The sequence below is a fragment of the Rhizobium mesoamericanum STM3625 genome (assembly GCF_000312665.1).
In the GTDB taxonomy this organism is placed as follows: domain Bacteria; phylum Pseudomonadota; class Alphaproteobacteria; order Rhizobiales; family Rhizobiaceae; genus Rhizobium; species Rhizobium mesoamericanum.
Genome location: NZ_HF536773.1, coordinates 969,806 through 985,331, shown reverse-complemented (window position 1 = coordinate 985,331; position 15,526 = coordinate 969,806). Strand labels below are relative to the sequence as shown.

The following is a 15,526-nucleotide window of genomic DNA, read 5'->3' as shown; positions in this document are numbered from 1 at the left end:
CCTAGAGCTTCATGCTATTTCTCTTCGAGCATCTTTACAGGGCGATCCCATTGGATGAGCACGACACAGCCGGTGTCACTCCAGACGGAGTGCTCGCTACCGGGCGCATTGACGATGTAGCTGCCGCGGCCGTAATCGCCGGCTTCATCGGATTGCACGCCATCGAGTACGAGAATGGTTTCCAGCCCCTCATGTCGATGGCGCGGAACACCGGCGCCTGCTTCGTATCTCAGCAGCGCTACGCCTGGCTGGTCGCCCTCGAAGGGGCGGATCCAGTGTATTGTCACCATTTCGCGGAAGGGGACGAATTCCAGTTCCTTCCAGCCACCGGACGTCAGGAATTTGCGGGTGGTTTCAGGCATGGGAAATGCTTTCCAGAATGTCATCCACATGAGCCGTCCAGCCGACGATTGCGCCCTGGGCTCGGATCATGGCGATGGCTGCTGCTTTGAATTCGGCGAAGTAGCTCTCCGTGGCTTCTTCGGCGAGCAGGCACTCATAGCCACGATCGTTCGCCTCTCGCATGGTTGTCTGAACACAGACTTCAGTCGTCACACCTGCGAAGACAAGCTGCTTGATGCCCCTCTGCTGCAGCACCTCACCGAGCTTAGTCGCATAGAAGGCGCCCTTGCCGGGCTTTTCGATAACAACTTCGCCTTCAACGGGAGCGAGCTCCGGCAAAATCGCCGTGCCGGGCTCGCCCGAAATGAGAACGCGGCCCATGGGGCCTATGTCTCCGATCCTGAGTGTCGGATTGCCCCGGTCGCGTTTAGCCGGCGGCAGATCCGAGAGATCGGGCCTGTGGCATTCCATCGTGTGGATGATCGGGAGGCCGGCGTTGCGGAAGCCCTCGATAAGGCGTTTGACGTCGGGAACGATTCTCGTGATGCGGCTGACGTCATTGCCGAGACTTGCGCCGAAGCCACCTGGCTCGGCGAAGTCGCGCTGCATGTCGATAACGACAAGCGCGAGCTGGTCGTGTTTTACCGGAAAGGAGAAGGGTTCTGCCTTGATCTTATCCATCAATGATGCCCTGCCATATGGGCGCCGATCACGCCGATGTCTGCCGAGCGGGCCGGTGTCTCGTAGACCAGTCTGCCTCCGGAAATGACCACGATGCGATCGGACATCTCCAGCAGTTCGTCGAGGTCCTCGGAGAGCAGCAGCACGGCGGCGCCGGAGTTGCGCGCCTTCATGATGCGGGCCCGGATCTCGGCAACCGCGGAGAAATCGAGCCCGAAACATGGGTTCGAGACGATCAGGAGATCCACCTCACCGGTCAGTTCGCGGGCGAGGACGGCGCGCTGTACATTGCCGCCCGAAAGCGCCGCGATCGGCGAGGACGACGAGGCAGTCTTGACCTTAAAATCGGAAATCAGCGCCTTGGCACGCTTCTTCATCTTGCTCCTGTTCAGCCAGATCGCGTCCTTGCCGTCCGCCCTGAGATCGAAGGTGCGAAAGGATAGATTTTCGCTGACCGTCATGCGCGGCGCACAGGCATTCTGCAGCGGCTCCTCGGGGATGAAGCGAACATTGTTCTTGCGCGTTTCGAGACGTGTTGCGCCATAGGCCTCGCCCTTGACGCTGACGCGGCCGGCATCGGTTGGCCGCTGTCCGGCAAGGATCTCTGTCAGTTCCTTCTGGCCGTTGCCGGAGATGCCTGCGATTCCCACGATCTCGCCAGAGCGGACTTCGAGATTCTCGATCTCGATGGTTTTGAGCCCGGAGCGATCCGGCGCCTTCACCTGCTCCACCTTAAGCACCGGCTTGGCGGTTTGGGAAACGGGAACGCGGGTATCAAGCGAGGCGAGTTTCACGTCACCGATCATCATCGCTGCCATATCTGCGGTGGAAAGCTCGCCGATCTTGCCAGTGCCAACGAGTTTGCCGCGCCGCAGGATCGAGACGGCGTCGGCAAATTTCGTCACCTCGTGGAACTTGTGGGAGATCATCAGTACGGTCAGCTCGCCACGCTCTGTCATCCCGCGCACGAGGCCGAGCATCTCGTCTGCTTCTGCGGGCGTGAGCACCGAGGTCGGTTCGTCGAGGACGAGGAAGGAGCGGCCGAGATAGAGCTGCTTGACGATTTCGAGCTTCTGCTTCTCGCCGGCGGCAAGCTCGCTCACCCGCCGGTCGAGCGGGATGTCGAATGGCATCCGTTCCATGAAGGCGGAAAGATCCTTCCGCTCCTTGGCCCAGCTGATGATAGCAGGGACCTGCGCGCGGCTGATGACGAGGTTTTCGGCACCCGTCAGCGAAGGAACCAGGGTGAAATGCTGATAGACCATGCCGAGGCCGTAGCTCGCCGCGTCCCTGGGCGAGGAAATCGCCACCTCATGGCCATCGACGGAGAGAGAACCGGATGTCGCGTGATAGAAGCCCATGATGCATTTGACGAGCGTCGACTTGCCGGCGCCATTTTCACCAAGCAGCGCGTGGAAGCTGCCTGGGGGAACCTTGATTGAAACATGGTCGAGTGCGGTGAAACTGCCAAAGCGCATCGTCATGTCAATCGTGTCGATGCCGACAGCCTTGCCAGGTTGGGGAAGGGGTGTGTCGCGGACCGTGCTCATGGCAGCTGGCTCACAAGCGTCTCGGCGTTGGAAACAGAGCCGAAGACGCCGCCCTGCATCTTCACCATCTTGATCGCGGCGAGATGGTTGCCGTAGTCGGTCGCTCCGCAGCAGTCTTCCAAAAGCAGGCACTCGAAGCCGCGATCATTCGCCTCGCGCATCGTGGTGGAAACGCAGACATCTGTCGTGATGCCTGTCAGGATGATGTTCTCGATACGCTTCTGGTTGAGGATCAGCTCGAGATCGGTAGCGCAGAAGGAACCTTTTCCTGGCTTGTCGATGACTGTCTCGCCGTCGGCCGGGCGAAGCTCGGGGATGATCTCCCATCCGGGCTCGCCGCGAACGAGAATGCGCCCGCAGGGTCCGGGATCGCCAATCCCGGCATTGATACGGCGTGAGCGCCAGCGCTTGTTTGCGGGCAGATCGGCGAGGTCGGGGCGATGGCCTTCGCGTGTATGAATGATGTGGTAGCCCTTGGCGCGCATGGCGGCGAGTACCCTCTTGATCGGCTCGATAGGCGCCTGGACCAACGACAGGTCGTATCCCATGTGATCGACATAACCGCCCTTGCCGCAGAAATCGGTCTGCATGTCAATTATGATGAGGGCGGTATTGTCTGGCCGCAGAGCACCATTATAGGGCCAGGCATAGGGATCGGCGTCGATATAATGTCCTTTGGTCTCGGCCATGGCGTCCATTGTCTTCTTCTCCTATTCACCCGCGAGGTTGAATGTTCTTCTGTTGCGGCTTGACCGCGTTGACCGGCAATCGCCGAGGCTGGATATCGTGCTGCCTCCTCATTTCGTCAGCGACAGCGCCCCCGGTGCACCGGTGAGCGAACGTGTAGGCGAGGAGGTCGCAATCATGATGATGAGGGTGAGGATGTAAGGGGCCGCATAGAAGAGATAGTAGCCCTTGGTCACGCCGATTGATTGCAGAGCCGGCCCAAGTGCCCCGGCTCCACCGAAGAGCAGGGCGGCAAGAAAACAGCCGATCGGGTTCCAGCGGGCGAAAATGACGAGTGCCACGGCCATCAAGCCTTGCCCGGAAGAAATGCCCTCGTTCCACGATCCTGGATAATAGAGCGAGAGATAGGCGCCGCCGACTGCCGCCAGCGACCCGCCCACGGCGGTGGCAAGCAGGCGAACCCGATCCGGGTCGATGCCCATAGCGCGGGCGGCATCCGTGCTGTCGCCGACCACGCGCAGGATGAGACCCACCCGCGTATTGCCGAAGGCCCACCAGAGTGCGAAGGCAAGCAAGGCGCCGAGGATGAAGAGCACGTTGATGTTCAGCGCTGCCTGGATCTGCGGCAGGCTCGACCAGAAACCGAAGGGGATCGACGGCAGATGCGGCGCGGCGGGCTGAATGAATGACTTACCGAGGAAGAAGGCGAGGCCGAGGCCGAATTGCATCATGGCAATGCCGATCGCGATGTCGTTCACCTTCGGCCATTTGCAGATCCAGCCGTGAACGAGACCAAAGATGGCACCGGTCGCCATGGCGGCAAGCACGCCGAACCAAGGCGAATTGGTCATGACGGTGACGGCATAGGCCGTCATGGCGCCAAAGACCAGCGTACCTTCGAGGCCGAGATTGATGCGGCCGGAGCGCTCGGTGATCGTTTCACCGAGGCTGACGAAGATGAAGGGGGTGGACACGCGGATTGCGCCCGCCAGGATTGCGAGCGGCACGCCCCAGATGCCAATGCCTGTCTCTTCCATCAGAGGCTCCTTTTCCAGAGGTCGGGATTGAAGGCCTTGAAGCGCCCGTAGAAGGTTTCGCAAAAGAGGATCACGATGAAGAGAGTGCCCTGCAGCACCAGCACCGTAGCATCGGGCAGGCCCATGCGGCGCTGGATAAGGCCGCCCGAAGCATCGATGCCCCCGAGCAGGACTGCAACCGGGATAATCGCCAAAGGATTGTGGCGGGCGAGGAAGGCGACAAGGATACCGGTATAGCCATAACCCGCCGCAAGCGAGGCATTGGCGCTGGCCTGGACGGCGACGACCTCGATCATGCCGGCAAGACCTGCGAAACTGCCGGCGATCGCCGTGAAGCCCGCGATCAGCCTACCGACCGGTAAGCCCTGGATCTGGGCGGCGCGCACATTGCCCCCGGCGATCCGCGCTGCAAAACCATAGCTCGTCACTTCTAGCAGAACCCAGGAGAGGATGCAGGCGAGGATGCCGATCACAAGGCCCCAATGCACTTCCATTCCAGGGATGTTGCCGAGCATGTAGTCCGCCGGCAGGGGCTTGGTCGAAGGTTTGTTGAGGCTGGCAGGATCGCGCAATGGGCCCTCGACGAACTGGTTCATCAGAGCGATGGCGATATAGGAGAGCAGCAGCGAGGAGATGGTCTCGTTGACGCCGCGGTAGTGGCGCAGGAAGCCGGCAAAGCCGATCCAGACGCCGCCGATCACCATGGCGGCGATCGCCATGAGAAAGAGAGATGGCAGGGCAGGGGCGGTGCCGACGAGCGGCACCGCCATGGCTGCCGCGGCGACGCCTCCGAGCACGACCGCGCCTTCGCCACCGATGATCACGAGGCCAAGGCGGGCAGGCAGGGCGACGCAGAGTGCCGTCAGGAGAAGGGGTGCGGCACGGCTTAAGCTGTTCTGTACGGAAAACCAGCTGCCGAAGCCGCCGGTGTACATGAGCTGGAAGAGCATGACCGGCGATTTGCCGATAGCCAGGATGAAGAGGGAGAAAACCGAAAGGCCAATCAGGATGGCAGCAAGGCCGATGACCATTGGTTCGGCCCTGCGCGCGGCCCACTCGAGCAGCGAACGCAGCCAGACTGGTTTGTCGGAAGCGACTGATATTGCGGGATCGTTGGCCTGAACGGTCATGGCGCTTCTCCCTGTCGCTTTTACGCGGTTGATCCGACGACACCCTCGACCAGATAATTCATGCTTTCGAGCTCGATCGCATCTTCGGAGTAGCTCTTGTCGGCCGTGACGACGGTGTTGCCCTTATTGTCCTTCAGCGGTCCCTTGAAGACCGAAAAGGCGCCCTTCATCATATCGGCGTGTGTCGCTTCGAATGCCTTGCGGCCTGCTTCGGAAACACCAGGGCCGAGCGCGCTCATCTTCACGAAACCGTCCTTCAGACCGCCGCGCACGAAGTTGCCGAGCTTGTCTCCGGCCTGGGCCTTCTTAACGAAGTCGCTGTAGACATTTCCCCAGGCCCATTCGGCGCCGGTGAGGTATTTCTCGGGCGCAAGCGAGCTCTGATTGGCGTGATAGCCGCAGACGAAGGCACCGCGGCCGGCAGCAGTTTCGACGACCACTTTGGGGCTATCGACATGGCAAGTGATGACGTCGGCGCCCTGGTCAACGAGCGCGTTGGTGGCTTCTGCTTCCTTGACGGCAAGCGACCACTCGCCGGTGAAAATTACCTGGCAGGTGATGGTCGGATCGACGCTGCGCGCCCCGAGCAGGAAGGCGTTTATATTCTGCAGAACCTGGGGGATCGGTTTGGCGGCCACGAAGCCTATCTTTTTGCTCTTTGTCGCATAACCCGCGGCGATACCATTCAAATATTGCCCCTGAAAAATGTAGCCGAAATAGGAACCGGTATTGGCCGGATGCTTGCCCTCCTGCCAGAGCCCGCCGCAGTGACGGAACTGGGCATTGGGATACTTGACTGCCATCGCCAGCATATGCGGATCGAAATAACCGAAGGAGGTCGGGAAGAGCAGGGTGGCGCCATCGAGATTGATCATCGATTCCATCGTTTTTTGAACATCCACCGTCTCGGGAACGTTCTCTTCTTCAACGACGGTGATGCCGGGCAACGCCTTGACGAGGGCTGCACCCTCGGCATGCGCCTGGTTGTAGCCATAGTCATCCTTGGGGCCGACATAGATGAAGCCGACGGTCAGAGCGGTCTGCGCGAATGCGCGCGAGGAGAGAAGACCAGGCGCTGCGCCGACAACAGCGGCGGCCGCAGAAGCCTGAAGGAAATGGCGTCGTTTCATGGAAAGGAGTCTGGTCATCGGAATGCTCCCCTTACGGCGGTCTTAGCCGTTTTCAATTTGGTTACAGAAAAGTGTATGCAATGGTTATGCCAGAATTTAGGCTATTGATTCTGCGAGAAAAATTTCCCGCATCTGACCGGATATTGAAAAATGCATGCAATTTCACCTCAATAATAGATCAAAAAATATGCATCGCCTATAAAAATGGCCTGATGCCCTGTTGTCGCACGAGGATGTCATGCGAAAGACTCATGTAAGATAGGTTTTTACTAGCGATATCAATCGTATATACTGGCGTTTGACTTTGCGTGCCGGAGCAGGCATGTGTATGCAACCACAACAATGCAGAATCATCTCTTGAAGCAAGTCAGGCGCAGAGAGCTCATCAGGGCAGGAACCACCGTCGAACAGATGGTACGAGCGATTGCCGATATGATCGTCACGGGACAGATGCTGCCTGGCGAGAAGCTTGACGAAGTCTCGCTTGCCGCCCGTTTTGACGTGTCGCGCACACCCGTGCGTGAGGCTCTTCGTGAACTCGGGGCGATGGGGCTTGTCGACCGCGAGCCAAACCGCAGCGCCGTCGTTACCAACGTGACCGAAACCTATCTGCATTCGATGTTCGAGGCGATGGCGGAACTCGAAGCGATCTGCGCCAGACTCTCGGCCGAGCGTATGACCGTCGATGAGCGGCGTACGCTGGAGCTGGAGCACAAGGCGTCGATGCGGCTCGTGCATACCGGCGCGGAAGAGGAATATGCGGCCTACAACACCGAGTTTCACACCCGTCTTTATCGGGGCGCGCACAACGATCATGTTTTCGAGATGGTGGCCCAGACGCGGGCCCGGCTGGCACCCTTTCGGCGGGCGCAGTTCCGTCTGCCTGGGCGCCTGGCAAAATCCTATGAGGAACACGACCGGATCGTAACCGCGATCATGCGAGCAGATGGCGCAGGCGCGGCTCAGGCGGCTTATTGCCATGTGGAGACGGTCAGCGATGCCAGCGCGGTGTTTGCAGCCGCCGGGGAGCCGGCGGCCTCTACTCTGCCGCCTCGAGGACCATGATGTTGGACGATGAAACCCATCGGACATAGCCCCGACGCGAGTGAAGTGCCCCAATGCGGACCAGTTGTCGACGCTCCGTGTGAAGGCGGAAGGTCAGGTCAGCCATCGTGATTCGGACTTTGCGACAAGCTGTTGACGCAACCATACCAGGCCCGGATCTGCATGAGCACGGGGATGCCATGCGGCGAACAGGGAAAAACCTTCAGCTGCGATTGGTAGCTCGTGAATGTCCAGCCATTCCGCAAATCGGCACGCGAAGTGTTTCGGCAAAGTCGATACATAATCCGTAGAAGCCACGATTGTTGGCGCCATTACGAACTGGTGGACGGAAAGACCAACACGTCTATGACGGCCCAGTCGTTCTAGCTGCTCATCTATGAAACCGTGAAAACTGCCACCGCTGGTGGACACCAGGACATGCTCCAGAGCACAATAGGTGTCGACATCCAGGGCCACGTTTCCTCTCGGATGCCCTTTCCGCTGAACCATCACATAAGTTTCATCGATCAGTTTGCGCACTTTCATCGATGCGGGAACTGCTCGTTCGGATCCAAACAGTAGGTCAACGTCGCCACGTTCAAGCTGCGACGATACGTCAGCGTCGGCGCGTACAAATGACAGCCTAATCCCTCTTCCAGCCTCTTTGCGAAGTTTTTCGACAAGGGGCACACCGATGACGATCGCCGCGTTATCGGACGTGGCAATCACAAAATCCCGCTTGTCAGAATACGGATCGAACCGAGCAGGGGTCTGTACGACGGCCTCAAGATCCTTGAGCGCGGCGCGCAGCGGCTCTCGTAATTCGAGTGCACGGCTTGTGGCCACCATACCACGCCCCTTTTCCGCGGGGACCAGAAGGCGATCGCCGAAGATGGCGCGCAGCTTCGCGAGCTGCGCTGACAGCCCTGGCTGTGTCACGCCCAGCCGTTGAGCCGCACGAGTAACATTTTCTTCTTCGATTAAGACATCCAGCGATCGAAGCAGATTCAGATCGATGTGTTCCATATACGTCAAATCTATTGGTCCTATACAATCCATCGATTTCACGTATGCCAGACAAAGTGCCAAAAGTCTCCTTGCAACCGCATTGCTTCGGCATGTTCAATGAGGAAAAAAGAAAATGGATAGACACGCGCATGTCGTTGTCATTGGTGGGACCTCTGGGATTGGCCTAGCCACCGCCTTATCTAGCATCCAGGCGAACAACCACACGACGATTGTCGGCCGCGATTCAGCAAAGCTTTCCGATGCACTCAGCAAACTGGGTGAAATGGCCCATGGCGAGACGGCTGATGCGTCGGATCGATCCGCCATGGATAGCTTGTACGCTCGGCTTTCTCCGATCGACCACCTGATCATCGCCGCGTCCGGCGGCGCGGGCGCGGGACCATTCGGCTCGATTGCCGCGGAAGACGTACGCCGGGGGTTCGAAGCTAAATTTTGGGTTCAGTTCAACGCTGCGCAAGCCGCTCTGCCTCGCCTGAACCGAGATGGTTCAATCACGTTCATTACAGCAGCCTCATCGCGGTTCGCGAATCCCGGCACATCGGGGCTTGCAGCAATAAATGGCGCAATTGAGCGACTGGTACCGACGTTAGCGCGAGAACTTGCACCAATCCGCGTTAACGCCATATCTCCCGGAGTGATCGACACGCCATGGTGGTCTGACAAGCCCACCAATATGTTTGAGCAGCAGGCTCGCAAGGCGCCGCTGGGAAGAGCCGGCCAGCCGAACGAAGTCGCGGAGGCGGCTCTATTTCTGGCGAGAAACAAGTTCATCACGGGTGTCGTCCTCGATGTCGATGGCGGTCTTCATTTGACATAACCTATTTTGAGGAGGCGCCGTTGTGCAAAAAAGCCTCCTTGTTTCATGTCCAATCGGCGAAACCATATGGCTCGTCCGCAGCGGAGTGGCGCATTGCAGGCCGTGAAGACGATCTGCTCATCGGCACGCATTCGCAGCACGTCATGTGGCTGGATCAGCGACCGGGACGCCAGCTGCTTCGAGCGCGTGCGCGAGGATCCACGCGGCTGGAAACTCCGGCTGACCTGATCGATCTCGACGGTCGTGGTGCTGCAGCGCGGGGAGATGTAGTCGGCTGTTTCGGGATCATTGATCGCAGCAAACGAGATTCAGCTGGCTCTCGAACCACTTGGTTGACGCATAGCGCAACTCGCCGATCGACTGATAGATCATCGTGAGGCTAATCCCATGCTTGCAGCTGAAGCGGTGGCGTTCATAGAGAAACTTCAGCGCGGCCTCACGGCATCGAGGTATGTCCGGTTGGAGGCGAGTTCTATGCGATTGCGAGGGCTGGGGAGGGTTATGCGTTTATGGCTGCGCGTTCGTTTGTAACTGCGTTCTTTTTGTGCACGGCACGCGGGGGCGAAGTTGCGAGGCCCAGGTGAAACTTGATTGGTGTCGGGATTCAAAGAAATTGCTGTCCACCCATTCCCGCTCTTGTTATCCAACAGGATGGAATGACGTGTCGTGTTCCGCTGATAGCAGGAAATGCCGATGAAAAAGATTTTCAATCCGCCCGCGGTTCGCCGTCCGTTCGGAAATTATAATCATGGGTTGCTTGTGCCGCCGGGTGCTTGCCTGCTCGTCACCTCAGGTCAGCTCGGCATTGGTCTCGACGACGAGGTTCCGGAAGACATCGGCAAGCAGGCCGAGCTCTGCTTCGAAGCGATCAAAGCCATTCTTGCCGATGCGGAGATGAGTTTTGCGGACGTCATCCGCATTTCCGGGTTCGTGACGAAACGGGAGGATTTCCCAGCCTATATGGCGGTGCGCGATCGGTATACTCTGGACCCGAAGCCCGTCTCGACGCTCATCATCGTCGGCGGTTTCACCCGGCCGGAATTCCTCGTCGAGGTCGAAGTCACAGCCGCCAAAGTGCTCTAATGCGCGGTGGCGCGATGTGCTTCAGAAGTTTTCCATCGACGTCTTCACCCTCGCCAGAAAACGTGCCCGCGTTTCAGGCGTACAGTTGTTCATGTCGTAGTGAGCAAGGAAAGTGACCGGACGTAGCGGGTTGATCTGCGCCCTCAAAACCCGCTTGACGATCTTCTTTGGCGGGTTGCCGGCGGCAAAGGCGCGGAATGGCGTTGCTCCATAAGTCAGCACGGCGGCAAGCTTCCTGATATGGCGCAGCCGCGATTCCACCTTGCCGTCGACGAGTTCGAAGGAGACGCCCGGAAGCCAGACGCGGTCGAAATAGCCCTTCAATATTGCGGGGAAACCAAAATTCCAGATCGGCGTGACCAGCACCAGCCCTTCGGCCCGCTTCAGCCGCTCGACATAGGACTTCACGAGTTCGGTATTGCCGGGATAGTCGTGATAGGCGAGCCGGTCATGCCGGGAGAGAACGGGATCGAAATTCTCGGCGTAGAGATCGCATCCGTCGACTTCGTGACCGGCTTGGCGCAGGCTATCCAGCGTCTGTCTATAGAGCGTCTTGCCATAGCTTTCCTCCACCGGATGCGAATGCAGCACGAGAACCCTCATGAGGCCTCCATGACGCTCGCAAGGCCGGGAAAGAGATAGTTCTTGCCGGCATTGAAATCGAAGTCCGGGTTCTCCCAGGCGATCATCTTGCCGGGGTTCAGAAGCCCCATTGGGTCGGTCTCGTGTTTGAAGGCAAGCTGCACCTTGTCGGTGCGCTTCATGCCGCCTTCCTCGAGCGTATAGCGATGCGGATTGAAGATCGGGCAGCCGTGATCCTGGTGAATCTGGATGATCTCTTCGAGACGCTCCTCGGTGGTATAGCGCACCAGCGGCAGACCGGAGCACTGGATTTGCCCGTCGAACTTGATGAATTCGAGATGCCCTGGGACCTCGTCGCCGAAGATCTCCACCATCTTGGCGACCTTGGCCACATGATCCGGGCCCGGATACTGGACCTGCAGATAGGTGAAGCCCGGATCGACTTTCAGCGCTCGCAGCGTCGTGTGGTTCCAGGCAAGTTCATAGGCATGCGGGATGCCCTTCATGCTGTCGACCTTGTCGGAGCGGAAGATCACCTCGCCCCTGTGGGCCGAAGTGAAGGCGAGGAAGGCGTCCATCGCATGCGGCGCGATCATCAGCACCGCCACCGACTGCCCCTTGCGGATATAAGGCTTGTGGCGGGTGAAATAGTCGTGGGGGATTGGAGCTGCGATCGGTGCGATTTCCTTTACGAGGATGCCGTTGCACTTGGCAAGCGCATCCGAAAAGCGCACGCAGGCCATGAAGTCGTCGTAACCGACGAGAACATCGACCCAGTCATAGGCAGGCGCAAGCGGCATTTCGATCTCGGTGATGACGCCGTTGGTGCCGTAGGCATGGCTCACCTTCTGCAGATCCCAGCCGGTGAGATCGAGCACGCGCGGCTCGGCTTCCATGGTGACGACGCGCAGGCGCAGAATATTGCCGAGATCGCGCAGCCCGCCCCAGGTGATCGAGCCGACGCCGCCCGAGCCGCCTGCAATGAAGCCGCCAACGGTCGCCATCTGCGCCGTCGAGGGATGGAACCGCAGCTCCTGGCCGGAATGAGCCTTGGTCTGCTTGTCGAGCTGGGCAATGATGATGCCCGGTTCGCAGATCACCCGGCCGGGATGGATTTCCTTGATCTTGTCCATGGCGGCAAGGTTCAGCACGATCCCGCCGGAGAGTGGCATCGCCTGGCCGTAATTGCCGGTGCCGCCGCCGCGGGGCGTGACCGGCACGCCGTGCGCGAAGGCAACCTTCAGCGTCCGGATGACGTCTTCTTCGTTTTTCGGCGTGACGACGAGATCGGCCGTCACATTGTCGAGCTGCGCCTTCAGTATGGGCGAGTACCAGTAGAAATCGCGGCTCTTCTGGCGCACGAGCGCCGGATTATCCTCGATGGCGATGCCTTCGAGTTCTTTCTTGATCGTCTGATAATCCGGCATGTCAGGCTCCAACGACGCTGTCGAGTTCACGATAGTCCGGCAGGCTGCGGTCGATTACCTTGCCGCGGCGAAGGACGACGCGGTCGGACTGCGGACGGGAAAGAAATTCGCTCCAGCGTCTGGCGCTGAAGAGCACGAGATCAGCGGCGGCCCCGACGGCGATGCGCCCCATATCCCGCCGGCCGAGAATATCGGCGGGCGAGGTGGTGACGATACGCGCGGCAGTATCCAGCGGATGGTCGAGATGCAGGATGCGGACCGCCTCGCGGAAAACCTCCACCGGATCCAGATCGCCATAGGCGTAGAAGGGATCGCGGGTATTGTCGGAGGCGACCGCGGTTGCAACGCCGGCCGCTGCCAATTCCTTGAACAGGGTGACGCCGCGCCAGCGCGGTGTGCGGCCGGGATAACGGTCCTGGAGATACACGTTGCACATCGGCAGTGAGACGATGGCGAGGCCGGCCCGCGCGACGAGTTCGACCGTACGTTTTGCCGTCTCTTCGTCCTGGCGGGCGAGCGAGCAGCAATGGCCGGCTGTCACCTTGCCGTCGAAGCGGTTGCGCAGCACCGCTTCTGCGATCGCCTTCAGGGTCTCCGCAGCCGGATCGTCGGTCTCGTCGACATGGAGATCGACATCGAGGCCGTTATCGGCCGCGGCTTTAAACAGCATGTCGAGGTTACGGTCGAGATCGGCGCTCATCCGGCTGACGCCGCCGATCAGCCCGCCCTTTTCGCGGACTATGGTGACGAGATCGGCGAAATAGGCCGTGTCCGCCATGTTTTCCATCGGAAACAGCGCCACTGCCTGCAAAGCGATCCTGTCCTTCCAGACATCGCGCATCTCGGCAAAGACTTCGAAGGAAATACGGTGCTGCGGCGCCAGTGAGTCGAGATGGGTCCGGATCAGGCTGGTGCCGTGCGCGTAGGCCGAACGCAGGGAAAACTCCATGCGCTTCTTCACGTCGGCGGCTGTCCAATTCGCCTCGCGGTCTGCCCGCACAGCCTCCAAGGCTCCCGGGAAGGTGCCGTCCGGATTGGCGTTGCGCGGCCAGATGTGGCCCTTGTCGAGATGCGTATGCATGTCGGCGAAGCAAGGCCAGACCATGCCCTCCTTCAGGTCGGTTTTCGCCAATTCGACCGGTGCTTCGCCCGGCGGCAACAGGGCCGAAATCATGCCTTCCGCGATGACGATATCGGCCCTGACGAGCCCCTCGACGACAGGTGCCTCATAACCGGTGACGGCCGCGGCAGGCAGGGTCGCATTGCTCAGCACGAAGCGGCCGGCATTGGGCGGGGAGATGAAGGAATAGGTCATCAGTTTTCCCGTTTCAGGCTGCTCTCGTGCCAGCGGTGCAGGGCAAGCCACGAAATGAAGGAGGTGACGGCGAAGATCGCCACGCCGAGCAGGGAGAGCAAAAGCAGCGCCGCGAAGAGGCGCGGAATATTGAGCCGGTATTGTGCTTCGAGGAGCCGGAAGGCAAGGCCGGAGCCGGCGCCCGCCGAGCCTGCGGCAAATTCCGCGACGACGGCGGCAATCAGCGCAAGGCCGCCGCCGATCCTGAGGCCGGTCATGAAATAGGGCTGGGCGGCCGGCAGCTTGAGAAAGAGCAGCGTTTGCCAGCGCGAGGCACCGTAGAGCTCAAACAGGTTGATGAGATTGTGATCGACGCTTTTCAGCCCCTGGACCATATTCGAAAGTATCGGGAAAAAGGCGACGAGGAAGGCGCAGATTAGCAGCGCCACCTGAGTGGACGGCGCATAGATCAGGATGAGCGGCGAGATCGCCACGATCGGCGTGACCTGAAGAATGACCGCGAGCGGATAGAAAGCGAGTTCGATCCAGCGCGACTGCACGAGGAAGATCGCAAAACCGACGCCGCCGCAGAGCGCCAGCATCAGCGACATGAGCGTAATCTTGGTGGTGACCCAGAGAGCAGGGGCAAGCGTGCCCCAATCGGTTACGAAGGCACTGGCGACCGCGGCCGGACCCGGCAGGATGTAGGGCGGCACGCCGGACAGCTTCACATAGGCATACCATATCAGGATCAGCGCCGCGATCACGAGGAGGGGGATCGAGATGCGCAGCGCGAGATTTCGGCGCCTCGCGCTTGCAGTGGTTTTGAAAAGCAGCGGCGCTGCGGCGGTCTCGTCACTCATCAATGATCCTCCGCCGCGTTGATCGCCCCGATCAGCGAATGCGAGACCGTCTCGCAGGCTTTGCGGTATTCTTCCGAAGTGCGGTAATGGGCGTCGCGTTCCAGACTGGTCGTCAGCGGCAGATCGGCATGCACGCGTCCCGGCCTTGCCTTCATCACGACGATGCGGTTCGAGAGATAGGCGGATTCGAACACTGAATGGGTGACGAAGATGACGGTGATGCCGGTCGTTTTCCAAAGACGCAGGACGTCGTCATTCAGCCTCTGGCGGGTGATCTCGTCCAGTGCTGCGAAGGGCTCGTCCATCAGCAGCAGCTTCGGCCTGGTCACCAGCGCCCGGGCAATCGACACACGCATCTTCATGCCGCCGGACAGTTCGCGGGGATAGGCCCTGGCGAAATCCTGAAGTCCGACCGTGCTCAGCGCCTCCAGGATTCGGTCGTGCGCCGCTGCCTTCGAAATATGTTTCAGCTTCAACGGCAGATGGACATTGTCGAACACGTTCTTCCAGGGCATGAGCGTCGGCTCCTGAAAGACGAAGCTGATGTCGCCCTCCGGGAGACCTTTGGAGTTGATACGCGAACTCGGCCAGTCGATCGCACCCGAGGTGACATTGCCGAGACCTGCAATGATGCGCAGCGCCGTGGATTTACCGCAGCCGGACGGGCCGAGCAGGCTAATGAACTCTCCGCTTTCAACGGTAAGCGACATGTTGGAAAGGGCCACGGTTCCGCTGGAGAAGACTTTCGAAACCGAATGCATGACGACCAGTGGCCGCTTGCGCGTCTGTTTCGGTGATAGGGCCTGAGCTTCTGCTGGGGGCATTGCCTG

The 15,526-nt window shown here is 59.8% G+C and carries 16 protein-coding genes and 1 pseudogene; 3 read left to right on the top strand and 14 right to left on the bottom strand.

The features are described 5' to 3' along the window. Positions 1-14: 14 nt before the first annotated feature. The 7 genes from BN77_RS24800 to BN77_RS24770 all read right to left on the bottom strand — a co-directional run bounded on the left by BN77_RS24800 (position 15) and on the right by BN77_RS24770 (position 6,575). Entirely contained in the window at positions 15-362 is a 348-nt protein-coding gene (locus BN77_RS24800; protein WP_007537284.1) for a cupin domain-containing protein, read from the bottom strand. Next, positions 355-1,023, bottom strand: coding sequence for a cysteine hydrolase family protein (locus BN77_RS24795; RefSeq protein WP_007537281.1), 669 nt, complete (start codon positions 1,021-1,023; stop codon positions 355-357). The genes BN77_RS24800 and BN77_RS24795 overlap by 8 nt, the downstream gene beginning before the upstream one ends. Further along, entirely contained in the window at positions 1,023-2,573 is a 1,551-nt protein-coding gene (locus BN77_RS24790; RefSeq protein ID WP_007537280.1) for an ABC transporter ATP-binding protein, read from the bottom strand. The genes BN77_RS24795 and BN77_RS24790 overlap by 1 nt, the downstream gene beginning before the upstream one ends. Further along, a complete protein-coding gene (gene biuH, locus BN77_RS24785; RefSeq protein ID WP_007537278.1) occupies positions 2,570-3,271 on the bottom strand; it encodes a biuret amidohydrolase in 702 nt (233 codons plus the stop codon). Before biuH ends, BN77_RS24790 begins: the two co-directional genes overlap by 4 nt. Before the next feature lie 99 nt (positions 3,272-3,370). Beyond that, positions 3,371-4,297 carry an ABC transporter permease gene (locus tag BN77_RS24780; protein WP_007537276.1) on the bottom strand — a complete coding sequence of 309 codons (927 nt, stop codon included), beginning with the start codon at positions 4,295-4,297 and terminating at the stop codon, positions 3,371-3,373. After that, positions 4,297-5,427 carry an ABC transporter permease gene (locus tag BN77_RS24775; RefSeq protein ID WP_007537274.1) on the bottom strand — a complete coding sequence of 377 codons (1,131 nt, stop codon included), beginning with the start codon at positions 5,425-5,427 and terminating at the stop codon, positions 4,297-4,299. Before BN77_RS24775 ends, BN77_RS24780 begins: the two co-directional genes overlap by 1 nt. Positions 5,428-5,447: 20 nt before the next feature. Then, positions 5,448-6,575 (bottom strand): BMP family ABC transporter substrate-binding protein, encoded by a 1,128-nt coding sequence (locus BN77_RS24770; protein WP_007537272.1) that lies wholly within the window; start codon positions 6,573-6,575, stop codon positions 5,448-5,450. 339 nt (positions 6,576-6,914) lie between these two features. On the opposite strand from BN77_RS24770, the gene BN77_RS24765 reads away from it, so the two are divergent. Beyond that, positions 6,915-7,622 carry a GntR family transcriptional regulator gene (locus BN77_RS24765; RefSeq protein ID WP_040678757.1) on the top strand — a complete coding sequence of 236 codons (708 nt, stop codon included), beginning with the start codon at positions 6,915-6,917 and terminating at the stop codon, positions 7,620-7,622. 93 nt (positions 7,623-7,715) lie between these two features. Here BN77_RS24765 and BN77_RS24760 read toward each other — a convergent pair whose 3' ends face one another. After that, positions 7,716-8,627, bottom strand: a complete 912-nt coding sequence (locus BN77_RS24760) for a LysR family transcriptional regulator (RefSeq protein ID WP_007537268.1) — start codon at positions 8,625-8,627, stop codon at positions 7,716-7,718. A gap of 115 nt (positions 8,628-8,742) precedes the next feature. On the opposite strand from BN77_RS24760, the gene BN77_RS24755 reads away from it, so the two are divergent. Further along, on the top strand, positions 8,743-9,447 hold the full coding sequence (locus BN77_RS24755; protein WP_007537266.1) for an SDR family oxidoreductase: 705 nt from the start codon (positions 8,743-8,745) through the stop codon (positions 9,445-9,447). Here BN77_RS24755 and BN77_RS32530 read toward each other — a convergent pair. Continuing rightward, positions 9,435-9,840 (bottom strand): annotated as a pseudogene (locus tag BN77_RS32530) (type IV secretory system conjugative DNA transfer family protein); the annotation flags it as partial. The gene BN77_RS24755 and the pseudogene BN77_RS32530 overlap by 13 nt on opposite strands. Before the next feature lie 300 nt (positions 9,841-10,140). Between BN77_RS32530 and BN77_RS24750 the strand changes: the two are divergent. Next, a complete protein-coding gene (locus tag BN77_RS24750) occupies positions 10,141-10,530 on the top strand; it encodes a RidA family protein (protein WP_007537264.1) in 390 nt (129 codons plus the stop codon). 21 nt (positions 10,531-10,551) lie between these two features. Here BN77_RS24750 and BN77_RS24745 read toward each other — a convergent pair whose 3' ends face one another. From BN77_RS24745 to BN77_RS24725, 5 genes are read right to left on the bottom strand one after another with little or no spacing between them, the layout of a single operon-like run. Next, the gene (locus BN77_RS24745) at positions 10,552-11,133 is read right to left on the bottom strand and encodes an NAD(P)H-dependent oxidoreductase (protein ID WP_007537261.1); all 582 of its coding nucleotides are present in this window, start codon (positions 11,131-11,133) and stop codon (positions 10,552-10,554) included. Then, on the bottom strand, positions 11,130-12,539 hold the full coding sequence (locus BN77_RS24740; protein WP_007537259.1) for an FAD-binding oxidoreductase: 1,410 nt from the start codon (positions 12,537-12,539) through the stop codon (positions 11,130-11,132). The genes BN77_RS24745 and BN77_RS24740 overlap by 4 nt, the downstream gene beginning before the upstream one ends. A gap of 1 nt (position 12,540) precedes the next feature. Then, on the bottom strand, positions 12,541-13,854 hold the full coding sequence (locus BN77_RS24735; RefSeq protein WP_007537256.1) for a cytosine deaminase: 1,314 nt from the start codon (positions 13,852-13,854) through the stop codon (positions 12,541-12,543). Then, the gene (locus BN77_RS24730) at positions 13,854-14,696 is read right to left on the bottom strand and encodes an ABC transporter permease (protein ID WP_007537254.1); all 843 of its coding nucleotides are present in this window, start codon (positions 14,694-14,696) and stop codon (positions 13,854-13,856) included. The genes BN77_RS24735 and BN77_RS24730 overlap by 1 nt, the downstream gene beginning before the upstream one ends. Beyond that, complete coding sequence (locus BN77_RS24725) at positions 14,696-15,520, bottom strand: ABC transporter ATP-binding protein (RefSeq protein WP_007537252.1); 825 nt, start codon at positions 15,518-15,520, stop codon at positions 14,696-14,698. Before BN77_RS24725 ends, BN77_RS24730 begins: the two co-directional genes overlap by 1 nt. Positions 15,521-15,526 lie beyond the last annotated feature (6 nt).

Coding starts and splice junctions, on each gene's coding strand:
- BN77_RS24800 (WP_007537284.1), bottom strand. CDS start 362: ATGCCTGAAACCACCCGCAAATTCCTGACGTCCGGTGGCTGGAAGGAA.
- BN77_RS24795 (WP_007537281.1), bottom strand. CDS start 1,023: ATGGATAAGATCAAGGCAGAACCCTTCTCCTTTCCGGTAAAACACGAC.
- BN77_RS24790 (WP_007537280.1), bottom strand. CDS start 2,573: ATGAGCACGGTCCGCGACACACCCCTTCCCCAACCTGGCAAGGCTGTC.
- biuH (WP_007537278.1), bottom strand. CDS start 3,271: ATGGACGCCATGGCCGAGACCAAAGGACATTATATCGACGCCGATCCC.
- BN77_RS24780 (WP_007537276.1), bottom strand. CDS start 4,297: ATGGAAGAGACAGGCATTGGCATCTGGGGCGTGCCGCTCGCAATCCTG.
- BN77_RS24775 (WP_007537274.1), bottom strand. CDS start 5,427: ATGACCGTTCAGGCCAACGATCCCGCAATATCAGTCGCTTCCGACAAA.
- BN77_RS24770 (WP_007537272.1), bottom strand. CDS start 6,575: ATGACCAGACTCCTTTCCATGAAACGACGCCATTTCCTTCAGGCTTCT.
- BN77_RS24760 (WP_007537268.1), bottom strand. CDS start 8,627: ATGGAACACATCGATCTGAATCTGCTTCGATCGCTGGATGTCTTAATC.
- BN77_RS24755 (WP_007537266.1), top strand. CDS start 8,743: ATGGATAGACACGCGCATGTCGTTGTCATTGGTGGGACCTCTGGGATT.
- BN77_RS24750 (WP_007537264.1), top strand. CDS start 10,141: ATGAAAAAGATTTTCAATCCGCCCGCGGTTCGCCGTCCGTTCGGAAAT.
- BN77_RS24745 (WP_007537261.1), bottom strand. CDS start 11,133: ATGAGGGTTCTCGTGCTGCATTCGCATCCGGTGGAGGAAAGCTATGGC.
- BN77_RS24740 (WP_007537259.1), bottom strand. CDS start 12,539: ATGCCGGATTATCAGACGATCAAGAAAGAACTCGAAGGCATCGCCATC.
- BN77_RS24735 (WP_007537256.1), bottom strand. CDS start 13,854: ATGACCTATTCCTTCATCTCCCCGCCCAATGCCGGCCGCTTCGTGCTG.
- BN77_RS24730 (WP_007537254.1), bottom strand. CDS start 14,696: ATGAGTGACGAGACCGCCGCAGCGCCGCTGCTTTTCAAAACCACTGCA.
- BN77_RS24725 (WP_007537252.1), bottom strand. CDS start 15,520: ATGCCCCCAGCAGAAGCTCAGGCCCTATCACCGAAACAGACGCGCAAG.